18 protein-coding genes and 1 tRNA gene are annotated in these 21,054 nt (G+C 70.7%); 15 read left to right on the forward strand and 4 right to left on the reverse strand.

The window, feature by feature from the left end; translation table 11 throughout:
* Nucleotides 1-26: 26 nt before the first annotated feature.
* On the reverse strand, nucleotides 27-1,553 hold the full coding sequence (locus QE377_RS11335) for a PucR family transcriptional regulator (RefSeq protein ID WP_307323121.1): 1,527 nt from the start codon (nucleotides 1,551-1,553) through the stop codon (nucleotides 27-29).
* A gap of 85 nt (nucleotides 1,554-1,638) precedes the next feature.
* Here QE377_RS11335 and gabT point away from each other — a divergent pair, with 85 nt between their 5' ends.
* The 5 genes from gabT to QE377_RS11360 are packed head-to-tail and all read left to right on the forward strand — an operon-like array spanning nucleotide 1,639 to nucleotide 8,213.
* Nucleotides 1,639-2,994: a 4-aminobutyrate--2-oxoglutarate transaminase gene (gabT, locus tag QE377_RS11340; RefSeq protein WP_307323123.1), complete on the forward strand. Its 1,356-nt coding sequence runs from the start codon at nucleotides 1,639-1,641 to the stop codon at nucleotides 2,992-2,994.
* A gap of 32 nt (nucleotides 2,995-3,026) precedes the next feature.
* Nucleotides 3,027-4,388, forward strand: a complete 1,362-nt coding sequence (locus tag QE377_RS11345; RefSeq protein WP_307323125.1) for an NAD(P)/FAD-dependent oxidoreductase — start codon at nucleotides 3,027-3,029, stop codon at nucleotides 4,386-4,388.
* Nucleotides 4,388-5,269, forward strand: coding sequence for a universal stress protein (locus QE377_RS11350; protein WP_307323127.1), 882 nt, complete (start codon nucleotides 4,388-4,390; stop codon nucleotides 5,267-5,269). Before QE377_RS11345 ends, QE377_RS11350 begins: the two co-directional genes overlap by 1 nt.
* Nucleotides 5,266-6,813: an APC family permease gene (locus QE377_RS11355; protein WP_307323129.1), complete on the forward strand. Its 1,548-nt coding sequence runs from the start codon at nucleotides 5,266-5,268 to the stop codon at nucleotides 6,811-6,813. The genes QE377_RS11350 and QE377_RS11355 overlap by 4 nt, the downstream gene beginning before the upstream one ends.
* A 32-nt stretch (nucleotides 6,814-6,845) precedes the next feature.
* A complete protein-coding gene (locus QE377_RS11360; protein ID WP_307323131.1) occupies nucleotides 6,846-8,213 on the forward strand; it encodes an NAD-dependent succinate-semialdehyde dehydrogenase in 1,368 nt (455 codons plus the stop codon).
* A gap of 43 nt (nucleotides 8,214-8,256) precedes the next feature.
* On the opposite strand, the gene QE377_RS11365 is transcribed toward QE377_RS11360, so the two are convergent.
* Nucleotides 8,257-11,073, reverse strand: a complete 2,817-nt coding sequence (locus QE377_RS11365) for a hypothetical protein (protein WP_307323134.1) — start codon at nucleotides 11,071-11,073, stop codon at nucleotides 8,257-8,259.
* Complete coding sequence (locus tag QE377_RS11370) at nucleotides 11,070-12,887, reverse strand: HSP90 family protein (RefSeq protein WP_307323136.1); 1,818 nt, start codon at nucleotides 12,885-12,887, stop codon at nucleotides 11,070-11,072. Before QE377_RS11370 ends, QE377_RS11365 begins: the two co-directional genes overlap by 4 nt.
* Before the next feature lie 147 nt (nucleotides 12,888-13,034).
* On the opposite strand from QE377_RS11370, the gene QE377_RS11375 reads away from it, so the two are divergent.
* From QE377_RS11375 to rplA, 10 genes are all read left to right on the forward strand, one after another.
* Nucleotides 13,035-13,475, forward strand: coding sequence for a pyridoxamine 5'-phosphate oxidase family protein (locus QE377_RS11375; RefSeq protein ID WP_307323138.1), 441 nt, complete (start codon nucleotides 13,035-13,037; stop codon nucleotides 13,473-13,475).
* Nucleotides 13,472-14,389, forward strand: coding sequence for a hypothetical protein (locus tag QE377_RS11380; RefSeq protein WP_307323141.1), 918 nt, complete (start codon nucleotides 13,472-13,474; stop codon nucleotides 14,387-14,389). Before QE377_RS11375 ends, QE377_RS11380 begins: the two co-directional genes overlap by 4 nt.
* Nucleotides 14,386-14,838 carry a hypothetical protein gene (locus QE377_RS11385; protein WP_307323143.1) on the forward strand — a complete coding sequence of 151 codons (453 nt, stop codon included), beginning with the start codon at nucleotides 14,386-14,388 and terminating at the stop codon, nucleotides 14,836-14,838. The genes QE377_RS11380 and QE377_RS11385 overlap by 4 nt, the downstream gene beginning before the upstream one ends.
* Nucleotides 14,839-14,982: 144 nt before the next feature.
* Nucleotides 14,983-15,055, forward strand: a tRNA-Trp gene (locus tag QE377_RS11390).
* A 45-nt stretch (nucleotides 15,056-15,100) separates the two neighbouring features.
* Nucleotides 15,101-15,367 carry a preprotein translocase subunit SecE gene (secE, locus tag QE377_RS11395; RefSeq protein WP_307323145.1) on the forward strand — a complete coding sequence of 89 codons (267 nt, stop codon included), beginning with the start codon at nucleotides 15,101-15,103 and terminating at the stop codon, nucleotides 15,365-15,367.
* 53 nt (nucleotides 15,368-15,420) lie between these two features.
* Complete coding sequence (gene nusG, locus QE377_RS11400) at nucleotides 15,421-16,509, forward strand: transcription termination/antitermination protein NusG (protein WP_307323147.1); 1,089 nt, start codon at nucleotides 15,421-15,423, stop codon at nucleotides 16,507-16,509.
* Between the two features lie 238 nt (nucleotides 16,510-16,747).
* Nucleotides 16,748-17,452 carry a cohesin domain-containing protein gene (locus QE377_RS11405; protein ID WP_307323149.1) on the forward strand — a complete coding sequence of 235 codons (705 nt, stop codon included), beginning with the start codon at nucleotides 16,748-16,750 and terminating at the stop codon, nucleotides 17,450-17,452.
* Between the two features lie 53 nt (nucleotides 17,453-17,505).
* Nucleotides 17,506-19,356, forward strand: coding sequence for an amidase family protein (locus QE377_RS11410; RefSeq protein ID WP_307323152.1), 1,851 nt, complete (start codon nucleotides 17,506-17,508; stop codon nucleotides 19,354-19,356).
* A 202-nt stretch (nucleotides 19,357-19,558) separates the two neighbouring features.
* On the forward strand, nucleotides 19,559-19,990 hold the full coding sequence (gene rplK, locus QE377_RS11415) for a 50S ribosomal protein L11 (RefSeq protein WP_307323155.1): 432 nt from the start codon (nucleotides 19,559-19,561) through the stop codon (nucleotides 19,988-19,990).
* A gap of 14 nt (nucleotides 19,991-20,004) precedes the next feature.
* On the forward strand, nucleotides 20,005-20,697 hold the full coding sequence (gene rplA, locus QE377_RS11420; RefSeq protein ID WP_137417827.1) for a 50S ribosomal protein L1: 693 nt from the start codon (nucleotides 20,005-20,007) through the stop codon (nucleotides 20,695-20,697).
* Between the two features lie 52 nt (nucleotides 20,698-20,749).
* On the opposite strand, the gene QE377_RS11425 is transcribed toward rplA, so the two are convergent.
* A complete protein-coding gene (locus QE377_RS11425; protein ID WP_307323159.1) occupies nucleotides 20,750-21,025 on the reverse strand; it encodes an acylphosphatase in 276 nt (91 codons plus the stop codon).
* Nucleotides 21,026-21,054 lie beyond the last annotated feature (29 nt).

Genomic DNA, 21,054 nt, shown 5'->3' on the forward strand with positions numbered 1-21,054 from the left:
CCCGGGTCGCCGAGCGATGCGGCCGCTCAGTCCAGGGCGCGGAGGGCGAGCCAGAGCTGCGCGCGCACCGCGAAGGAGGAGAGGTCCACGCCGAGCACCCGCTCGGTGAGCGCGAGACGAGCCCGCACGGTGTGCCGATGCACGCCGAGCGCCCGGGCGGCGGCCTCGTGGGCGGTGTCCGCTGCGAGCCACGCGTCGAGGGTGGTCACGAGGGCGGTCGCGTGCTCGGCGTCGTGGCGCAGCAGCGGCTCCAGCTCCGCGCGGGCGATCGCGCCGACGCGCTCGTCGTCCAGGACCGAGAGCAGACCGCCGCGCACGTCCGCGAACGCCGCGAGCGACCCCGCCGAAGCCCGCTCTCGGGCCACCCGCGCCTGCGCGAGGCCCACCGGAGCCGTGTCGAGCGTCGCGGGAGCGGAGACGCCCACCCGCAGGCCGAGCTTCGCGGCGAGCTCGGCGAACACCCCGTCGCCCACGGGTGCCGCCAGCAGCAGTCCGTCCTCGATCCGGCCGAAGAACAACGAGCCGCCGCGGGCGGCGACGGCGCTCTCGAGCCACTGGAGGACGTCCTCGCGGCGGGCGGCCTCGGCATCCGTCAGACCGATCGCGATCGGCCCCGTGCCGAGCGAGCCCCACAGTGGCTTCGACACGCGCCGCACGAGCGCGCCGTCGCCGGTCAGCAGCGCCTCGGCGAGGCCGGAGCGGAGCAGGGTCGTTGCCTGGGCGAGGGTCTGTCGCTGCTCCAGCGCGAGCCCCGCCATCGCGACGGCCGTCGTGACGACCCCGCGCGCCTCGCGGTCGAATACCTCGGCCGACACCGCGATCGCGCCGCGCAGACGTCCGCCGCGGCCGAGGGTCTGCACGTGGAACGGGGTCGAGCCGATGTGCAGCGAGGATCCCGCCCGGGCTCCGCGGCGAAGCAGTGCCGACACCTCGTCGCGCAGGTCGTCGCGCGTCGCCGCATCCAGAGACCCTGCCGGATGCTCGTGGGTCAGGGCTCCGGCGGCATCGAACAAGCCGACCCAGCCGCCCAGCTGTCGCGCGAGCTCGTCCAGGGTCGCTGCGAGCCCGTCGGCACGCAGCGCCGCCAGCGAGAGCGCGCGCCCCGCGGCGAGCGCCCAGCTGCGCCTCGCGTACTCCTCGGCGGCGATGGCCTGCGCGTTGGCGCGGGCGACGGCGATGAACGGGGTGCGATAGGGCACCTCGAACAGGGGAAGCCCGTAGGCGCGGCAGGCCGCATCCAGTCCGCGGGGGATGCCCTCGCGGACCACCTCGGTGCCGAATCCGAGCGCGGTGATGCCGCGGCCTCGGAGTCGCGCGACGTAGGCATCGAAGTCGGGCGAATCGTCGTCGGAGCCGAGGAACTGCGTGCCGGTCGTGAGCAGCACGAGCCCCTCCGCCAGGAACGGCGTCGGATCGGCGAGGTCCGAGCTGTGGACGCCCTGCACCCGCGCCGCCAGCGTGGCGGCGTCGAACTCTCCCGCCGCACGCAGGTCCAGATCCCGCCGGGCGAGGAGGGAGCCGAGGGTGGGGCTGTCGCCGAGGGACGTACTCATGTTGTACATCGTGGCGCATGTCGTGCGTGCACGTGTACGGGCAGGCGAGTGCAGCGCGCTCCGCGTTCGCCCTACGCTCGCGGCCATGAGCATCGCCGACGTCACCACCACGCCCCTGGGCGGACCCTCGCTGCCGCAGGAGCGGCGCCTCGTCACCGCCATCCCCGGCCCGCGCTCGCAGGAGCTCCTCGCGCGGAAGGCCGCAGCGGTTCCCGCGGGCGTCGGTCACACGGTGCCCATCCAGGCGGTGGCCGCGGGCGGCGGCGTGGTCGTCGACGCCGACTGCAACTCGCTCATCGACCTCGGTTCCGGCATCGCGGTCACCTCCGTCGGCAACGCGCATCCCGGCGTCGTGGCGGCCGTGCAGGCGCAGGCGGCCCAGTTCACGCACACCTGCTTCATGATCTCGCCCTACGACTCGTACGTCGCGGTCGCCGAGGCGTTGAACCGGCTCACCCCGGGAGACCATGAGAAGCGCACCGCGCTGTTCAACTCCGGTGCCGAGGCCGTCGAGAACGCCGTCAAGATCGCCCGCAAGTACACCGGCAAGCCCGCGGTCGTCGCCTTCGATCACGGCTACCACGGCCGCACGAACCTCACGATGGCCCTCACCGCGAAGGCGATGCCCTACAAGAGCGGCTTCGGACCCTTCGCCGGAGAGATCTACCGCGCGCCGCTGTCGTACCCCTTCCGCGACGGCCTCGGCGGAGCGGATGCGGCCGCGCGCGCGATCTCGATGATCGAGAAGCAGGTCGGCGCCGACAACCTCGCGGCCCTCGTCATCGAGCCCATCCAGGGCGAGGGCGGTTTCATCGTCCCGGCGGACGGGTTCCTCAGAGCCCTCGTGGACTGGTGCCGCGCGAACGACGTCGTCTTCATCGCGGACGAGGTGCAGACGGGCTTCGCCCGCACCGGCGAGATGTTCGCGAGCGACGGGTTCGGGATCGTGCCAGACCTCGTCACGACAGCCAAGGGCCTCGCGGGCGGACTGCCGCTCGCCGCCGTCACCGGTCGGGCGGAGATCATGGACGCCTCGCACGCCGGCGGGCTCGGCGGCACCTACGGCGGCAACCCGATCGCCTGCGCCGCCGCGCTCGCGGCGATCGACGCGTACGAGCACGAGGGCCTCGTCGAACGAGCACGCGAGATCGGCGCGATCCTCACCGCCCGCCTCGAGGCGCTCCAGCAGGCGGACCCGCGCGTCGGCGACGTCCGCGGCCGGGGCGCGATGGTCGCGGCGGAGTTCGTCGACCCGGAGACGGGGGCTCCGGATGCGGCGCTCGCGGCCGCCGTGGCGAAGGCGGCCATCGCCGAGGGCGTGATCCTGCTGACCTGCGGCACCTACGGCAACGTGATCCGTTTCCTGCCGCCCCTCTCCATCGACGACGACCTCCTCGGCGAGGGACTCGACGTCCTCGCCGCATCCCTCGCCGCCGTCTGAGACACAACACCCGAGCACCACGAAGGAGTGAGATGAGCACCACCGAGATCATCAGGGACGTCGTCGTCATCGGCGCGGGAGCCGCCGGGCTGACCGCCGCGAACGACCTCCGCAAGGCCGGTCTGTCGGTCGCCGTGCTCGAGGCGCGCGATCGCGTCGGCGGGCGTCTGTGGACCGACACGATCGAGGGCGCGATGCTCGAGATCGGCGGCCAGTGGATCTCGCCCGACCAGCAGGCGCTCATCGACACGGTCGCGGAGCTCGGGCTCTCCACCTTCTCGCGCTATCGCGAGGGCGACAGCGTCTACGTCGGCCCCGACGGCGCGGTGACGCGGTTCACGGGAGACGTCTTCCCGGTGGCTTCCGACACGGCCGCCGAGATCGAACGCATCACCGCAGACCTCGACGCGATGGTCGCCGAGGTCGATCCCGACCGTCCGTGGGCGCACCCCAAGGCCGCCGAGTGGGACACCATCTCGTGGGACGGGTGGCTGCGTTCGCAGACCGACGACGACGAGGCCGTGCGCAACCTCGCCTTCGCCACCGGCTCGGCGATGCTCACCAAGCCGACGCACGCCTTCTCCCTCCTGCAGTCGCTGCTCATGGCGGCCAGCGCCGGCAGTTACTCGCACCTCGTCGACGCGGACTTCATCCTCGACAAGCGCGTCGTGGGCGGACTCCAGCAGGTGCCGCTGCTGCTCGCGGAGCGCCTGGGCGAGGACGTCCTGCTGGATCAACCGGTGCGCTCGCTCACCTGGGACGAGGGCGGCGTCGTGGCCGAGGCCGCATCCGTCACGGTCCGCGCGCGACGCGCCATCCTCGCCCTCGCACCCGTGCTGTACCCCCGCATCTCCTTCGTGCCGCCGCTGCCCCGGCTGCAGCAGCAGATGCACCAGCACATCTCGATGGGCTTCGTCATCAAGGTGCACGCCGTGTACGACCGGCCGTTCTGGCGGGAGCAGGGTCTGTCGGGCACGGCGTTCAGCCCGTACGAGCTCTCACACGAGGCCTACGACAACACGAACCACGGCGACGAGCGCGGCACGCTGGTGGGCTTCGTCTCCGACCGCAACGCCGACGATCTGTTCCGTCTCGACGCCGCCGAGCGCAAGGAGCGCATCCTCGAATCGCTGTCGCACTACTACGGTCCCGAGGCCAAGAATCCGATCGTCTACTACGAGAGCGACTGGGGCAGCGAGGAATGGACCCGCGGCGCATACGCGGCGAGTTTCGACCTGGGCGGCCTCCACCGCTACGGCGCCGACCTGCGCACGGCGGTCGGCCCCATCCATCTGGCCTGCAGCGACATGGCCGGCGCCGGCTACCAGCACGTCGACGGCGCGATCCGCATGGGGCACCGCGCCGCATCCGAGATCCTCGAGGAGCTGCGCTGATGGCCGCGCCGGTGGTCGTCGGCTACACCGCGACGGATGCGGGCGCCGACGCGCTCGCCCTGGGAGCACGGCTCGCGGGGGCGATCGGGTCGGTGCTGGAGATCGTGATGGTGCTGCCGGGGGAGCGCTCGGTCATCACGCCGCCCGACGCGGGGTACGACCGGCTCGTCCGGGAGCGGGCGCGGGAGTGGCTGGCCCGCGCCTCCGCGTCCCTCGAGGACGCCGTCGCCCACGGTCGTCACGTGCGCTACGGCGAGTCGTTCGCCGAGGGCCTCATCGCCGCCGCCGCCGAGTTCGGAGCCGGCATGATCGTGGTCGGCGCCGCGAACGGCGGGCTCCGCGGGCGCCACCGTCTCGGCACCGTCGCGAACGAGCTCGTGCACTCCTCCGACGTCCCCGTCGTGCTCGCTCCGGAGGGCGCCCGCGAGGTCGCCGCATCCCTGGGCATCGAGCGGGTCACCGCCGCGATCGGCACACGGCCGGGAGGCGACGTGCTCCTGGCCGAGGCTGCGGGCCTCGCCACCGCGTCCGGTGCACCCCTGCGGCTGCTGTCGCTCGCGACGGTCGATCTGCCGGCGGGAGTCGACACCGGCGTCATCCGGCTCACCGAGGCGACGCACGCCGAGACGGTGCTCGCCCAGGCGCGCGCGTCGCTCGCCGAAGGTGCCGTGGCCCAAGTCGTCAGCGCGCAGGGCGCCGACATCGAGGATGCGGTGTCGCAGATCGAATGGCTGCCCGGTGAGATCGCGATGGTCGGCTCGAGCCGGCTCGCGCAGCCGCGGCGTCTGTTCCTGGGCTCGACGGCGGCGAAGATGCTGCACATGCTGCCCGTTCCCATGATCGTGGTGCCACGCACCCGCAACGCAGAAGGGGGTCGATGATGAGTGCACCCGAATCGCAGGCCGTGGCCGCCGAAACCGGCGGACTCTCCAAGAAGGGGCTGTCCGCGGGAACGGTGGGCCTGATCGGCGCCGTCGTCATCGGCATCTCCTGCATCGCGCCCGCCTACACACTGACCGCGGCGCTGGGGCCCACGGTCTCGGCGGTGGGCGTGCAGGTACCGGCGATCATCCTGGTCGGCTTCATCCCGATGCTGCTGGTGGCGTTCGGCTACCGCGAGCTGAACCGGCGCATGCCCGACTCCGGCACCTCGTTCACGTGGGCCACGCGCGCCTTCGGTCCGTGGATCGGATGGATGGCCGGGTGGGGCCTGGTCGCCGCCACCATCCTCGTGCTCTCCAATCTCGCCGGAATCGCCGTCGACTTCCTGTTCCTGCTGATCGCCCAGATCACCCAGAACCCCTCGATCGCCGACATCGCGGCGCAACCGGGGGTGAACGTCCTGGTGTGTCTCGCGTTCATGGCGGCGGCGACCTTCGTCTCGTACCGCGACATGCAGACGACGCAGAAGCTGCAGTACGTGCTGGTCGGATTCCAGGTCGTCGTGCTGGTCGTCTTCGCGGTCGCCGCGATCATCGAGACGGTGAACGGCAACGGGTTCGATGCGACGCCGTTCGACTGGTCGTGGTTCGACCCGTTCGCCGTCTCTTCGTTCAGCTCCTTCGCGGCCGGCCTCTCCCTGTCGATCTTCATCTTCTGGGGCTGGGACGTCACCCTCACCATGAACGAGGAGACCAAGGACCCCGACAAGACGCCGGGACGGGCGGCGACCATCACGGTGCTGGTGATCGTCGCGCTCTATCTGCTGCTCGCCGTGTCGCTCATCATGTTCGCCGGTGTCGGCACGGGGGAGTTCGGCCTCGGCAACCCCGACATCCAGGACAACGTGTTCTTCCACCTGTCCGGCCCCGTGCTCGGACCGCTCGCTGCGCTCGTGTCGCTCGCGGTGCTCACCAGCTCCGCCTCGTCACTGCAGTCGACGTTCGTGTCACCGGCGCGCACCCTGCTGGCCATGGGGCACTACGGCGCTCTGCCGGAGCGTTTCGCAAAGGTCAGCCCGCGGTTCTTCACGCCGGGTTTCGCGACGATCGTCGCCTCCGTCGTCGCCTCGGTGTTCTACGCCGTCATGCGCTTCGTCAGCGAGAACGTCCTGTGGGACACCATCACCGCGCTCGGGATGATGATCTGCTTCTACTACGGTCTGACGGCCTTCGCGTGCGTCTGGTATTTCCGTAAGCAGTGGTTCGACTCGGTGCGCGCCTTCGTCTTCACGTTCCTCTTCCCGCTCGTGGGAGGGGTGATCCTCGCGGTGCTGTTCGTGACGACGCTGGTCGATTCGATGGACCCCGAGTACGGATCGGGCTCGCAGATCTTCGGCCTGGGACTCGTGTTCGTGCTGGGGGTCACCGTCATCCTGTTGGGCGTCGTGATCATGATCTGGCAGGCGGTCAAGCGCCCCGACTTCTTCCGCGGGCGCACGCTGAGCCTGGATGCGCCCGAGAGCCTGCGCCGCCGCCGGCGGTGACGGCAGACTGAGACCACAACCAAGGAGGACGAATGAGCAGCGAATACGCGGTCGTGAACCCGGCCACCGGTGAGCAGCTGGCCACCTACCCCGCCCTCAGCGATGCGGAACTCGAGCAGAAGCTCACCCAGTCCGAGCGCGCCTACCGCCGCTGGCGCGACATGCCCGTCGCCGAACGGGCCGCTCTCGTGCGGCGAGCCGCCGAGCTGCACCGCGAACGTCGTGACGAGCTCGCAGCCATCGCCGTGCGCGAGATGGGCAAGCCCCTGGCCGCGGCGCTGGCCGAAGTGGACTTCGCCGCCGACATCACCGAGTTCTACGCCGACCACGCCGAGCAGATCACGGCGGACCGGCCGATCGACATCCTCGGCGAGGGCTCTGCCGTGATCCGCCCGACGTCCCTCGGGGTGCTTCTGGGCATCATGCCGTGGAACTTCCCGTACTACCAGGTCGCCCGCTTCGCGGCCCCGAACCTGGTGCTCGGCAACACCATCCTCCTCAAGCACGCCCCGCAGTGTCCGGAGTCCTCGGCGGCCATCGAGGCGATCTACCGGGATGCGGGTCTGCCGGACGGCGCGTACCTGAACCTCTACGCGAGCAACGACCAGGCGGCGGCCGTCATCGCCGACCCGCGGGTGCAGGGGGTGTCGGTCACCGGCTCGGAGCGCGCCGGCGCCGCCGTTGCGGAGATCGCCGGTCGCAACCTCAAGAAGGTCGCACTGGAGCTCGGCGGATCCGACCCGTTCATCGTGCTCTCCACCCCGGATCTGGACGCCACGGTCGCCGCCGCCGTCGAGGCGCGCATGGACAACAACGGGCAGTCGTGCAACGCGCCCAAGCGCTTCATCGTGGTCGACGAGCTGTACGACGCCTTCCTCGAGAAGTTCACCGCTGCGATGGCCGCGACGCCCGTGGGCGATCCCTTCGCCGAGGAGACCCTGCTCGGGCCCCTCTCCTCTCTCGCGGCCGCCGAGCGGCTCGAGGCGCAGGTCGACACCGCCGTCGCGCAGGGCGCGCGTCTCGTGACCGGTGGCACCCGTGACGGCGCGTTCTACACGCCCACCGTGCTCACGGATGTCACGCCCGAGATGGACGTCTACCGCGAGGAGCTCTTCGGCCCCGCCGGCGTGGTCTACCGCGTCTCAGGGGAGGACGACGCGGTGCGGGTGGCGAACGACACGAGCTTCGGGCTCGGCTCCTATGTCTACACGACGGACCCCGCACAGGCGGAGCGTGTGGCGGATCGGATCGAGGCCGGCATGGTCTACGTCAACTGCGTGCTCGCCGATTCCCCCGAGTTGCCGTTCGGTGGCGTCAAGCGGTCCGGTACCGGCCGCGAGATGGGTCTGCTGGCGGCGGACGAGTTCGTCAACAAGAAGCTCATCCGCATCGCCGACTGAGCCGGAACGATGGCGGGGGCGAGGATCTCGCCCCCCGCCATCGTCATGCCGGGAGCGTCGAGCGGATCTCTGCCGCCTCGGCCGGCCGGCCGAGGCTCTCCAACACGTCACCGAGCTCGAGGGCGGCGGTCTGACGCAGTGCCTCGTCGTCGCCGGCGTGCTCGAGCGCGGCGCGGTAGAGGGGGACCGCATCCGCGGGGCGCTCCGCGCCCATCAGGATGCGTGCGGCGACGAACTCGGAGCGGCCGGCCGAGGTCGTGTCGCCGGCCTGGACGAAGCCGTCGGCCGCCTGCAGTGCGGTGGCCACGGCGTCGTCGGTGCGCTCGGCGGCGGCGAGAGCCCGTGCACGCGTGTCGAGGACATCGGCGACGAACCACGCCGCGTCGTTCGCGCGGCCGAGCTCGACCGCCTCGTCCAGCAGGGCGAACACCTGGTCGAGGTCGCCGCGCTGCTGGTGCGCCTGCGCGAGCGTGTGGAGGCCGTCGGCCAGCAGACCGACCTGCTCCTCGTCCCCGCGCACGAGCTCCACGGACTGCGTCAACGAGTCGATCGCGTCGTCGATCTCGCCGAAGCGACCGAGCAGACGTCCGTGCTCCTTGAGGGCGTACGCACGCGCAGCGGGCTCGTCCGCCTCCTCGTGCAGCTGCGCGGCGAACTCCCAGCCGCCCAGCGCGTTGCCGAACTGTCCCGCCTGCTCGAACGCACGGGTCAGCAGCCCGACGGTGATCGCGCGGGAGCCGGCGGGCTCCTCCGCGGCCGTCTCCTCCTGCAGCACCTGATCGAGCACCTCGATGGCCTCCTCGCCGAACCCGGCACCCAGCAGGGCGCGGCCGAGCCGGAAGCGCAGATCCGTCGCGGGGGCGCCCGTGGCCTCCCGCCGTTCGGTGGCGACACGGTATCGGGAGACCGCCTCGCCCATGGCGCCCGCATCCTCGTGGAGCGCGCCCGCGAGGAAGAAGACATCGCTCACGAGCCGGTCGTCTGCTCCGGCAAGCAGATGGATGCGTGCGGCCTCGTCGGCGTCGGCGGCACCGGCCGCATACTCGGTCAGCCCGCCGCGGGTGCGGGCGCGCAGCAGCAGTGCCCGCGCACGACGCGCATCGCTGAGGCCGTCTTCCGCGAGGAGAGCCTCCAGCAGGGCCATGGCCTCGGGCAGGTCGCCGGCCGCCGCCGTCATGTCCGCCTGCATCCAGCGCTGCGAGTGGGAGGGGCCGACCTCGCCCGCCTCGGCGAACAGCGCCGCCGCCTCGGCGAACATCTCCGCGGTGCGTCGACGATCGTCGGGCTCGGTCGCCGTCTGGTCCTTGAGTCGGAGGAAGGCGATCGTGGCGAGGAGGTCCGCGCGCACCTCGGCGGGAGCGTCGCGCCGCTCGTCGAGCGCGCGCCGGAGGGTCTCAGGCGCGTCGTCGGCCTCGGCACCGTAGAGGAGGAGCCCCAGCTCCTCCTCCAGCTCCGCCTGTGCGACGCGTCCTGCCGCGCGGAGCGCGGCGAGTCTCGTCGGCAGTGCGGCCTCCGCCTCGTCGAGGTGATCGAGCGCGACGAGCACGGCGAGCAGCCCGTGCGTGAGCGAAACCCGCTGCTCGACGTCCGCGTCGCCCAGCGCCTCGCCGATCGCCTCGAGGGAGGCGATCGAGCCCAGCTGGTGCAGGGTCAGTGCCCGCTCGACGCGCTCCGCGGGGGTGCGGGGAGCGGGCGCGGAGGACCGGGCGGCGAAGTCGTGGGAGCTGATCGGCACCTCGTAGCGCTCGGCGCCGACCGCGCGCTGTCCGGCGAGCCAGACGGTCTGCGCGTCGGTCGCGTTCCGAGCGTCGAAGGCCCGGGCGATGCTCTCGGCGGCGGCCCACATCCTCGTGGCGAGCTCGGCAGCCGGCCAGACGCCGTCGTGCGCGCCGATCAGGGGGACGAGCGCCTCGGCGTCGGATCCGCGCACAGCCGCATCGGGGTGACCGGCGGCAGCGACCGCATCCAGCGCGACGGCGAAGGCCGCGAGGGCCTCCAGATGCGCACTGGCGTTCAGCCCGTCGTGGGTGAGCCACGGCAGATGCCGCTCGACGAGCGCCAGTGCGCGTGCCTCGTTGCCCGTGACGGCGCAGAAGACGATGTTCTTCGCGACGATCGAGAGGTTGTCGGCGTTGTCCTTCGCGAGACGGTAGCTGCGCAGATGCGCGGCCCGTGCCTCATCCGGGCGCCCGGCGTGCAGGTAGGGCATGAGGGAGCGGGCGAGGGCGTGCTCGGGTTCCTCGCCGCACGTGAAGCCGCCTTCGACGAGCTCCTCGACGAGACGGATCGCCTCCGTTTCATCACCGGTCTCCGCGAAGAACCCCGCGAACTGGCTGCGGGTGCAGGCGTCGCAGTGGCTGTACTCGTCGCGGGGCGTCGCCTCGAGACGACGCCGCAGCTCGCCGGCCTCGTCGATGCGTCCCGCCGACCACGCGTCCTCGAAGCGCGCCATCAGCACGCCGCTCATTCCGTGACCGGCCCGCTCGTAGTGGGTCTGCATGTCATCGAGCACGGCCGTGATCTGCTCGGACGAGAACTCGGGGGAGCCCCGGAGGGCGCCGGCCATCCACTTGTAGTGCCACATGAGGTCGCCCGCGGGCTCCAGCTCGGCGGGGAAGCGCTCGGGGTCGGCGTCGTGGTGACCCAGGCACCACGCGAACGAGGTGAGCATCAGATCCGTGTCGCCGCCCATGTTGGCGCTGGCGGTCTGCCGCATCCGCGCCTCGTACTCGAGGCGCTCGTCGCCGCTTTCCTGCGCCAGTGCCACCGCCTGGGCGACCAATGCCCTCTCGCCGGGCCCCCAGGGCGTCCGGTCGATCTCGTCGAACAGCGATCGGATGCGGGTCGCGTAGCCGGTCATGATGCTCCTTCCGGGTCGGGGGTGGCGGCGAGCGCTCGGTCGAGCAGCTCCGCGAGCGAGGTGCTCATCACGGCGCGATCGCGCGGGCTGAGCGGGTGATGGCCGGCGAGCAGCGATTGCACGTGCAGCAGACGGATGCCGCTGTCGAAGACCGCGGTGTCGCCGGCCGCGGCGAGGGCGCGGACGGTCGGGTTGCCCCAGTTCAGGCACAGCCTGGCGGCGGGCGGTGCGACATCCGCGTCCGCTCCGGAGACGGCCTTCTCGGCGCGGTCGAGGACGCCCGACCACAGCGCCCCGGCGGCGCCGCGGGCGCGTCCCCGGTCGAGCGCCCGGAGCGCCTGCGGATCCGCGACGAACAGGCCGGGCAGCTCGCGACGCTCGAACGAGCGCACCGAGACGTCGACGTCGCCGAGGGCCGCGCGAGCGCGGCGCTCGAGATCGAGGGCGGCGTTGCGGTCGTCGAGCGGCGGCAGATCGAGCCGGTCCATCTCGGCGCCGACCTCGACACGCTCCACGGTGACCTCGGGGAAGATCTCGGGCAGCAGGCGGATCAGCTCGGCGTCGTAGAGGTAGCCGCCGTCGACCAGAAGCGTTCCCGGCGGCACGATGCTCGCCAGCTGACGGAACTCGTCGACGGTCTCGGCGTAGCGCACCTCGGGCGAGCGGCGCACGAGCTCCTCGATCCGCACGCGCCCCGCGGTGGTCTCCACAGAGAGCCAGCGCACGATGAAGCGGGCCAGCTCGTCGTCGTGGCGGACGAGCGATTTCAGGGCGACCTCGTGGACGGCGACGAACTGCGCGAGCCGTGCCGGCTCGCGCAACGCCAGCTCCAGGATCCAGCGCCGGATCGCATCGCCGATCTCGCCGCGGGTCTGCTCGAGCGCATCGTCGTCGACGAGCGCTTCCCGGCTGGCGGTCGGATGCAGCCCGCCCGAGTCGATGACCGCCCGCGCGAAGAACGCCCAGTCGGGGAGCAGGTCGTCGGCGCGCTCGGCCAACAGCATCCGTCGCAGGTACACGCGTGTGCTCTGGCGTGCCGAGGGCGGTGGAGCGAAGGGCAGCACGTAGGCGATGCCGCGGGTCTGGGTCGCGGCGACCGTCAGCTCGATCGCGTCCAGCGGCTCGACGCCGATCAGCTCGCGGCCGTACGCCAGTCGCGCCTCGGGGTCGCCGTCGAGGAAGGGGGCGGGCTCGGTCACGGTGATCTCGCCGCCGCCGGGCAGGTCCACGACGACCGAGACCGGCAGGTAGCGGCCGAACGTCTCGGCGAGCTCGCGCACGGTGGAGCCCGTGAGCAGGGCCGCGCTGTCGACGCGGGGGGTCAGGTGCACGCTCGTGCCGATCGGGATCTCGCCGTCGAAAGGCTGCACGGCGAAGGTTCCATCCGAGCGCCCGACCCACTCGACAGCAGGCCCTCCGGCGGCGCTTCGCGACCGGATCACGATGGTGTCGCACACCATGAAGCACGACAGCATCCCGATCCCGAACTGACCGAGGAAGTCGCTGCGGGGAAGGTCGAAGATGTCGCGCTTGGAGCTGCGCCCCACCGTCGCCAGCAGATCGGCGACCTCGCTCTCGGTGAGCCCGATGCCGTCGTCGCGGATGATGAACTCGGCTGCTTCCAGCCCTGCCGGAGTGATGCGGATGCGGCCGCCGCCGCCGTCCAGCGCGCGACGCGCGGCGATCGCGTCGACGGCGTTCTGCAGGAGCTCGCGCAGGAAGACGCGCGGGCTCGAGTAGATGTGCCGGCTGAGCAGGTCGATCACCCCGCGAAGATCCACCTGGAACTGCTGGGGGGCCGGCACCTCGTTCACCGTCGCTCCTCGAACCTCGTCGCAGCGCCGCCCATCGGGTGGTGGGCGGCGACCGATTCAGCGTACTCCGGGAGCGCGAGCGCACCTGAGCGCCTGGGGAGAGAACGATCCCGTGCGCGCGGGGGCCGGTTGGGCCAGGATGGGCTCATGAGCGACACGACGCAGGCGGACGGGGTACGGGTGCTGGACGAGGAGGCGATGTGGCGCCTGCTCGCAACGCAAGAGGTCGGCCGCCTGGTGACCAGCATCGGTGAGCGCATCGACGTGTTCCCCGTCGGCTACGCGCTCGATGGACGCAGCATCCTGTTCCGCACCGCGCCGGGCACCAAGCTGCTCGAGCTCACCGCCCGTGACGAGGTGCTGTTCGAGGTCGACGACCACAGCGCGCACGATGCGTGGAGCGTCGTCGTGCGGGGGACCGCGGCGGCCGTCGACCATTCCGACGAGATCGCGGCTCTCGAAGCCCTCGCCTCGGCGCCCTGGGCGCCGACCGTCAAAGACGTCCTGGTGCGCATCACGCCCTCGGTCACCACCGGACGCGCCTTCGAGCGGCGAGCAGCCGATCCCGTCGAAGGGGCGATGGCGTGACGTTCGATCCGGCCCCGCCGACGGCCGGATCACCGCCCGTCCTCCCGCAGACCATCGCGCCCGCTGCGCCGAGACGCCGCAGTCGCGGCGCGGGCTGGATCATCGGCCTCTCGCTGAGCCTCGTCCTCACCCTTCTGCTCGCGGCCGGTACGGGCGGCGCGTGGCTCATCTGGCAGCAACGGGAATGGTTGCTCGCGTCGCGGGTGCTGAGCCCGGAGCAGGAGTCGGCGATCGCCGACACGTTCGCCGCCGCCTCAGACAAGGTGACCGCCACCCAGCAGGCGACGGCCCGCTATGAGAGCGATCGTCGTGCCTGGGACGACGAGCACGCGCAGGTGGAGCAGTGGAAGACGGGAACCGACGCGCCGCTGCTGGCCGTGCCGAACCCCGGCGGGCGGGCGATGCCCGGGCCGGACCCGGACGGGCGCGCGTTCCTCTCGTCGATCGGCGCGGACCGTGTTCAGGTCGCGTTCGACGCCGGGGACGAGAACTGCGGCTACCACCTCTCCGAGCGCACGGGGTACGAGATCGTCGTCGGTGGCTGCTACTCCACCCGTTATCCGGGCTGGCTGTTCATCGCGTGGGATCCGGGCATGGAAGCGTCCGTGTGGCCCGTGTTCGTGCACGAGGCCATGCACTGGTACCAGTACCAGAACTACTACCCGGCCTTCCTCGCAGCCGATCGCGCCGGGGTCACCGACGACCAGTACGGCCCCGAGCTGGAGGCCGACGCGAGTTGTCGTGCCGTGTACGTCCACGGCATCCCGGCATCCGACTACGTCGACACCTCCTCGCCGTGCGACGTCGAGGGCTGGTACGACGGGTGGCTGCTGGATCATCTCGCGTCGCTCGGCGTCCAGGTCACGGAGCCCGTGGCCGCGGACTACGAGGTGCTCGAGGTGGTGCGACCGTGAGGATGCGTTCGGGCCTCGCCGCCGTCTCGTTGCTCGCCGTGCTCGCGCTGACCGCGTGCTCGTCGGTGGATGCGGATGCGGCGGATCGCCGGATGAACGAGGTGTTCGACGATCTCGTCGCTCAGGCGTCGGCGGTGGATCCCCAGGTTCTGCGCACGCTCGAGACCGCGGCACCGCGCACCCAGGCGTGTTCCCGGCCCGCCGACACCGAGCAGGTCGTGCTGACGGCGACCGGGGTGCTGGCGGTCGCCGCTGACGTCACCGAGGCGGAGGGCGTGCGCGACGATCTCGGCGAGAGCCTGGATCCCGACGTGTGGCGACCTCTCGCCGACGCCGATCCCGGAGCGGAAGGACAGGGCTGGATCTCGGAGGACGGAGTCACCGTGACCCTCGCCTCCGACGGTCCTGCGGTGGTCATCGCCGTCTTCTCGCCGTGCCTCCCGGGGTGAGCGCGTTCGCGCCCTCGTGTGCCATGCCGTACACTTGAGCGTGCAGTTGAAGTCTGCATTCTTTCGCCGTGCCCGTCATCGGGACGACACATCCCTTCGGATCAGGTCACGGCAGGAGTGCGGGCGTGAGACCTCCGGGTCTCTAGGGCGGTAGCTCAATTGGCAGAGCAGCGGTCTCCAAAACCGCAGGTTGCAGGTTCGATTCCTGTCCGCCCTGCGCGCCAGCGCATGCTGGCACGACGTAAGCGATTCAGGTGGGTGCATGGTCCAGGACGAGCCGAAGGGCGAGGTCGTCGCCGCTGGCGGTGCCGCGCGCGAGAAGAAGCCCAACTTCTTCCTGCGCATCGTCATCTTCATCCGCCAGGTCTTCGCTGAGCTTCGCAAGGTCGTCACCCCGACGCGCAAGGAGCTGGTGAAGTTCACCGGCGTCGTCCTGGGCTTCGTCATCGTGATGATGGCGGTCGTCTACGGACTCGATGTCGTGTTCGTCTGGCTGACGACCGTCGTCTTCGGAATCCCCGGAGCCTGACATCGCGAGGCGCGGGTGTCGCCACCCGCAGACCAGAACGAGAGAGTACGTAAGTGTCTGAGAAATACACCGACGACGCCGATTGGGCGACCGCCGCCGAGCAGTCCAGTGAGGACGACGAGGCGCAGGAGGGCAACACGCTCGCCGCCGAGGAGCGCTCCGTCGAGGCCGCCGAACACGTCGCGCTGCACATCGAGGGCGACGACGAGGACGAGGACTCCGACACCGGCTACGACGCGGATGCCGATGTCGAAGACCCCGAGGCCGACGCGATCGTGAACGACGCTCTGGAGATCGACGAAGCCGCCGAAGCCGAAGCGGCAGCCGAGGTGCTGACCGAATCGCTCGCCGAAGAAGAAGCAGAGCGCGCAGCCGAGGAGGCCGACGAAGTGACGCCCTACGACGGACCCGACATCAACGGCGAGCCGGACGCTCCTGTTCTCGACCCCGAGTTCGTGGCCGAGATCGATGACGCGGCCGCCGCCGTCGACGAGGTCGAGGAAGAGGTCGATGCGGACGCCGACCCCTACGAGGCGTTCCGTCAGGAGCTGCGCTCGCTCGAGGGCAAGTGGTACGTCATCCACTCGTATGCCGGCTTCGAGCGCAAGGTGAAGGCCAACATCGAGCAGCGCAAGTCGACGCTCGAGGTCGAGGACGACATCTACCAGGTCGAGGTCCCGATGGAGGACGTCGTCGAGATCAAGAACGGCCAGCGCAAGATGGTCACCCGCGTGCGCATCCCGGGCTACGTTCTCGTGCGCATGGAACTCAATGAAGACACCTGGTCGGTCGTCCGCCACACTCCCGGCGTCACGGGCTTCGTCGGCAACGCCCACAACCCGACGCCGCTGCGCTTCGAAGAGGCGTTCAACATGCTCAAGAGCCTCGTCGAGATCAAGGACGTCGCTCCGGCGAAGTCCGGTGGCGGCAGCTCCGCTCCGGCGGCTGCCCGTGTCATCGCGGCGGAGGTCGACTACGAGATCGGCGAGACGATCACCATCAAGGAGGGCTCGTTCGCGGGTCTTCCGGGATCGATCAGCGAGATCAAGCCCGAGAGCGGCAAGCTCACGGTCCTCGTCTCGCTCTTCGAGCGCGAGACGCCGGTCGAGCTGTCGTTCGACCAGGTCTCCAAGATGGTCTGACACACAGGTCTCTTCGAACGCCCCGTCCGGCTCAGCCGGCGGGGCGTTCGTCGTTCGGCGGCGGGCATGTGCGCGCAGCATCCGGGGCTGTGAACCGATCGGTACATCTTTTACCTGGTGGAAACACCTCCGAGCCCGAGCGGGAAATCCGGGCCTGTGACGCTGCAGGGGCACCAGACATCCTCCGCGTCAGCGCACCCGAGCGCGTCGCGGGCCCTCAGGAAGGATCCGCTCCCGCATGCCCAGATTCATCCCGCGCCGCCTTGCGGCGGCCACGGCCGCCGCGGCGGCGCTGCTCGGTGCGACGCTGGTCGTCGCGCCCGCCGCCCATGCCGCTCCCGCCGTGATCGGCGTGACGATCACCGCCACCAGTGCTGCAGAGGTCGGCGACACGGTCACCGTCACGATCGCCGCATCGAACGTCGAGGACCTCTACGCCTACGACCTCGCGCTCGGCTACGACGCCGAGCTGCTCGCCTTCGATGAGGGCAGCGCCACCTTCCCGAGCGGCGGGTTCGGCGATGCGACGGCGGATGCCGACCGCGGTCTCGCCTTCCTGACGCACACCCGACTCGGCACCTCGCCCGGGCTCGTCGGGGCGCAGCCCCTCGTCGCCTTCACCTTCACGGCTCTCGCCGCAGGCGACGCGGTGATCGAGCTCGTCTCGGCCGACCTCGTCGGCGCGGCGCGCGACACCGCCTCGCTCGATGTGACGGCGATCGATCCCGCCACCACCGTCATCACCGCCGTCGTGGTCCAGCCGTCGACGACGCCGTCGCCGAGCACGTCGACGCCTGCGGCTGTGCCGGCGGACGCCTCGAGCGGTCCGCTCGCCACCACCGGCGTCGACGCCGCACCGTGGCTCGTCGTCGGTGTGGTCGCTCTCGCCGCCGTCGCCCTCGGCGTCGTGCTGCTCCTCCGCCGCCGGGCGGTCACCCGATGAGCCCTCGCGCCGCCGTCGTTCCCGCAACCTTCGCGTCCTCCAGGAGAGCGTCCATGTCCACCCGCACCACCCGCACGATCGCCGCCGCGGCGGTACTGGGTACCGTCACCGCCGTCATGGCCGTGGCGCCCGCGTTCGCCGAACCGGAGCCCACCGCATCCGCCGCGATGCTCGCTCCGTACTACACCGAGCTCGACCTCACCGGTGACCGTCAGGTCGACGCCGACGACCTCGCCGTCGCTGCGCGCCACCTCGGCACGACGGCAGCCGACGCGGCATGGTCGGAGATCGCCGTGATCGACACCGACGCCGACGGTGAGATCACGATCGCGGACCTCGCCGCCCTGTCGCAGCGCATGATCTACGACGACGGACCGTTCGAGCTGATCGAGGCCTCCACGGTCGACATGCAGGCGGCGATGAACGCCGGCGTGATCACGTCGGTCGAGCTCACCCAGGCCTACCTCGACCGCATCGCGAAGCTCGACGACGCGACCATCACCTATCCGGTGGATCCCGCCGCTCCCGCCGTCACGACTCAGACCGCCCGTCCCCTGAACGCGATCATCACCACGAGCAGCACCGCCCTCGCCGCGGCCGCCGCTGCCGATGCCGAGCGCGCCGCGCACGGGGTGACCAGCATGCTGCTGGGCGTGCCGGTCGCGGTGAAGGACAACTACAACACGAAGGACATGGTCACCACCGGCGGTTGCGGCTGCTGGAACGAGAACCAGACCGCCGGCGACGCCCACATGGTCGAAGGGCTCCGCGCCGACGGGGCGATCATCATCGCCAAGGCGAGCCTCGACGAGTTCGCCTACGGCTTCAGCTCGCAGTACTCCGCCTTCCAGCCGGCCGGTACCTCGCTCTACGTGGCGAGCCCCTACGACACGACCAAGACGGCGGGCGGCTCGTCGGGTGGGACAGGAGCCGCCATCGCCGCCAACCTCGCCGGGATCGGCTTCGGGACCGACACGGGTGGCTCCATCCGTGTGCCCTCCTCGTACAACCAGCTCGTCGGCATCCGGCCGACGGTGGGTCTCGCGAGCCGCGACGGCATCATCCCGCTCGCCCTCTCGCAGGACACCGGCGGCCCGATCGCGCGCAGCGTGACGGATGCGGCACTGGCCCTCGACGCCGTCGTCGGCGTGGATGAGAACGACGCCATCACCCAGCGCCAGGTCGGCAAGGTGCCGGAGTCGTACGCGTCCTTCCTCGACTCGGGCGCTCTGCAGGGCGCGCGGATCGGTGTGATCGGCTCGCTCAGTGGCACGGGAGAGACCGCGACGCGCTTCGCGGCGGCCCGTGACCTGCTCACCGCGCAGGGGGCTACCGTCGTCACGATCACCCCGCCCGCCGAGTTCAGCGCCGTCACGGGCGAGAACTCGGGCTCGACCAACGAGTTCAAGCACGACCTCGACGAGTACATCGCGTCGTACCTGAACCCGAACGTCACCGCCCGCAGCCTGCAGGCGATCATCGACAGCGGGAACTTCGTGCCCGGCTACCGCAGCACCTACGTGACCCGCAACGCCGTCACCCCCCAGACGTACGAGGCATGGGCCGGCGCCGAGGGATCGCACACGCGTCAGATCGCCGCGGGCAAGGCACTCGTCACGCAGATGATGGACGATGCCGACCTCGACGCGATCATCTACCCGAGCACGAGCGCCTACGGCACGTTCAGCAGCAGCTACATGCGGCTGAGCCCCAACACCGGGCTCCCCGCGGTGACCGTGCCGATGAGCGCAGCGGGCACGGCTGAAGGCGGGCAGACGGTCGGGACGAACATCGAGTTCCTCGGACGGGACTTCTCCGAGGGCACGCTGATCGGTCTGGCGTACAGCTACGAGCAGGTCACGCACGCTCGCACGTCGCCGCGCATCTTCGGCGCGCTGCAGTAGACGGGACTCGCGACCACCGCCCCGCCGGGCCCCTCCGGTGGGGCGGTGGTCGTGCGGCTCCCGAGCGTCGTGCGACACGCCCGGTGATGCGGTAGAGTGTTGTGGTTTGCGTGCCGCTCCGGCGCGCTGCGACAACCGCTTCCGTCGACGGGATGCGGGAGAGCCGATGCATCCGGCATCCGCTCGATGAAAGGAAAGAAGAATGGCACCGAAGAAGAAGGTGACCGGCCTGATCAAGCTTCAGATCAACGCCGGTGCAGCCAACCCGGCGCCGCCGATCGGCCCCGCGCTCGGTCAGCATGGCGTCAACATCATGGAGTTCTGCAAGGCGTACAACGCCGCGACCGAGTCGCAGCGCGGCAACGTCATCCCCGTGGAGATCACCGTCTACGAGGACCGCAGCTTCACCTTCATCCTGAAGACCCCGCCCGCCGCGGAGCTCATCAAGAAGGCCGCAGGCGTCGCCAAGGGTTCGAAGACCCCCCACACCGTCAAGGTCGCGAAGCTCACCAAGGACCAGGTGCGCCAGATCGCCGAGACGAAGCTGCCCGACCTGAACGCGAACGACATCGAGGCTGCCTCGCTGATCATCGCCGGCACCGCCCGCTCCATGGGCATCACGGTCGAGGACTGAGGGAGATAACGAACATGGCTACCAAGTCCAAGGCATTCCGCGCGGCCGCCGAGAAGATCGAGGCCGACAAGTTCTACACCCCGACCGAGGCTGTGACCCTCGCGAAGGAGACCGGGTCGAAGAAGTTCGACTCCACCGTCGAGGTCGCCCTCAAGCTGTCGGTCGACCCCCGCAAGGCGGACCAGATGGTGCGCGGCACCGTCATCCTCCCGCACGGCACGGGCAAGACCGCCCGCGTCATCGTCTTCGCGACGGGCCCGGCCGCCGAGGCCGCTCTCGCTGCGGGCGCGGACGAGGTCGGCGGCGCCGAGCTGATCGAGAAGGTCGCGGGCGGCTACACGTCGTTCGACGCCGCCGTCTCGACGCCCGAGCTGATGGGCCAGGTCGGTCGCCTCGGCAAGGTCCTGGGTCCCCGCGGCCTCATGCCGAACCCGAAGACCGGTACGGTCACCCCGAACCCGGCCAAGGCCGTCGAGGAGATCAAGGGCGGCAAGATCGAGTTCCGCGTCGACAAGCACGCCAACGTGCACTTCGTCGTGGGCAAGGCGTCGTTCTCGGCCGACCAGCTCGACGAGAACCTGAAGGCCGCTCTCGAGGAGATCGTCCGCCTGAAGCCGTCCAGCTCCAAGGGCCGTTACATCCAGAAGGGTGCGGTGTCGACCACGTTCGGCCCCGGCATCCCGCTGGACGTCAACGCGCTGGTCTGAGACACATCTCACAGGAAGGGCCCCGTCTTCGGACGGGGCCCTTCCTGCATGCTCAGACGTCTTCGCGGATGTCGAAGCTGAGCGGTCCTGTGGGCGTGGTCTCCGAGACCTCCACACGCTCGACATGCGCTGCGGCCGGCCCTTTGCGAAGCCAGTCGATCATCCGATCCACCCGTCCTTCTTCGCCGTGGAGCTCGGCCTCGACCGTGCCGTCCCGACGGTTTCGCACCCAGCCCGCGACGCCGAGGCGAGCGGCGGCGTCGTGGGCGGCATAACGGAAGCCGACGCCCTGCACGGCGCCGCTGACGATCACTCGGACATGACGCATGTGCACATTGTGTCGCGGATGGCCCGGCG

Source organism: Microbacterium sp. SORGH_AS_0862 (assembly GCF_030818795.1).
Taxonomy (GTDB): Bacteria; Actinomycetota; Actinomycetes; order Actinomycetales; family Microbacteriaceae; genus Microbacterium.

What these genes read in the sequence shown, in the direction of transcription:
- secE (WP_307323145.1), top strand. Translation starts at nt 15,101, where the DNA reads ATGGTCCAGGACGAGCCGAAGGGCGAGGTCGTCGCCGCTGGCGGTGCC.
- QE377_RS11345 (WP_307323125.1), top strand. Translation starts at nt 3,027, where the DNA reads ATGAGCACCACCGAGATCATCAGGGACGTCGTCGTCATCGGCGCGGGA.
- QE377_RS11355 (WP_307323129.1), top strand. Translation starts at nt 5,266, where the DNA reads ATGATGAGTGCACCCGAATCGCAGGCCGTGGCCGCCGAAACCGGCGGA.
- gabT (WP_307323123.1), top strand. Translation starts at nt 1,639, where the DNA reads ATGAGCATCGCCGACGTCACCACCACGCCCCTGGGCGGACCCTCGCTG.
- QE377_RS11375 (WP_307323138.1), top strand. Translation starts at nt 13,035, where the DNA reads ATGAGCGACACGACGCAGGCGGACGGGGTACGGGTGCTGGACGAGGAG.
- rplK (WP_307323155.1), top strand. Translation starts at nt 19,559, where the DNA reads ATGGCACCGAAGAAGAAGGTGACCGGCCTGATCAAGCTTCAGATCAAC.
- QE377_RS11405 (WP_307323149.1), top strand. Translation starts at nt 16,748, where the DNA reads ATGCCCAGATTCATCCCGCGCCGCCTTGCGGCGGCCACGGCCGCCGCG.
- QE377_RS11360 (WP_307323131.1), top strand. Translation starts at nt 6,846, where the DNA reads ATGAGCAGCGAATACGCGGTCGTGAACCCGGCCACCGGTGAGCAGCTG.
- QE377_RS11425 (WP_307323159.1), bottom strand. Translation starts at nt 21,025, where the DNA reads ATGCGTCATGTCCGAGTGATCGTCAGCGGCGCCGTGCAGGGCGTCGGC.
- rplA (WP_137417827.1), top strand. Translation starts at nt 20,005, where the DNA reads ATGGCTACCAAGTCCAAGGCATTCCGCGCGGCCGCCGAGAAGATCGAG.
- QE377_RS11365 (WP_307323134.1), bottom strand. Translation starts at nt 11,073, where the DNA reads ATGACCGGCTACGCGACCCGCATCCGATCGCTGTTCGACGAGATCGAC.
- QE377_RS11350 (WP_307323127.1), top strand. Translation starts at nt 4,388, where the DNA reads ATGGCCGCGCCGGTGGTCGTCGGCTACACCGCGACGGATGCGGGCGCC.
- QE377_RS11410 (WP_307323152.1), top strand. Translation starts at nt 17,506, where the DNA reads ATGTCCACCCGCACCACCCGCACGATCGCCGCCGCGGCGGTACTGGGT.
- QE377_RS11335 (WP_307323121.1), bottom strand. Translation starts at nt 1,553, where the DNA reads ATGAGTACGTCCCTCGGCGACAGCCCCACCCTCGGCTCCCTCCTCGCC.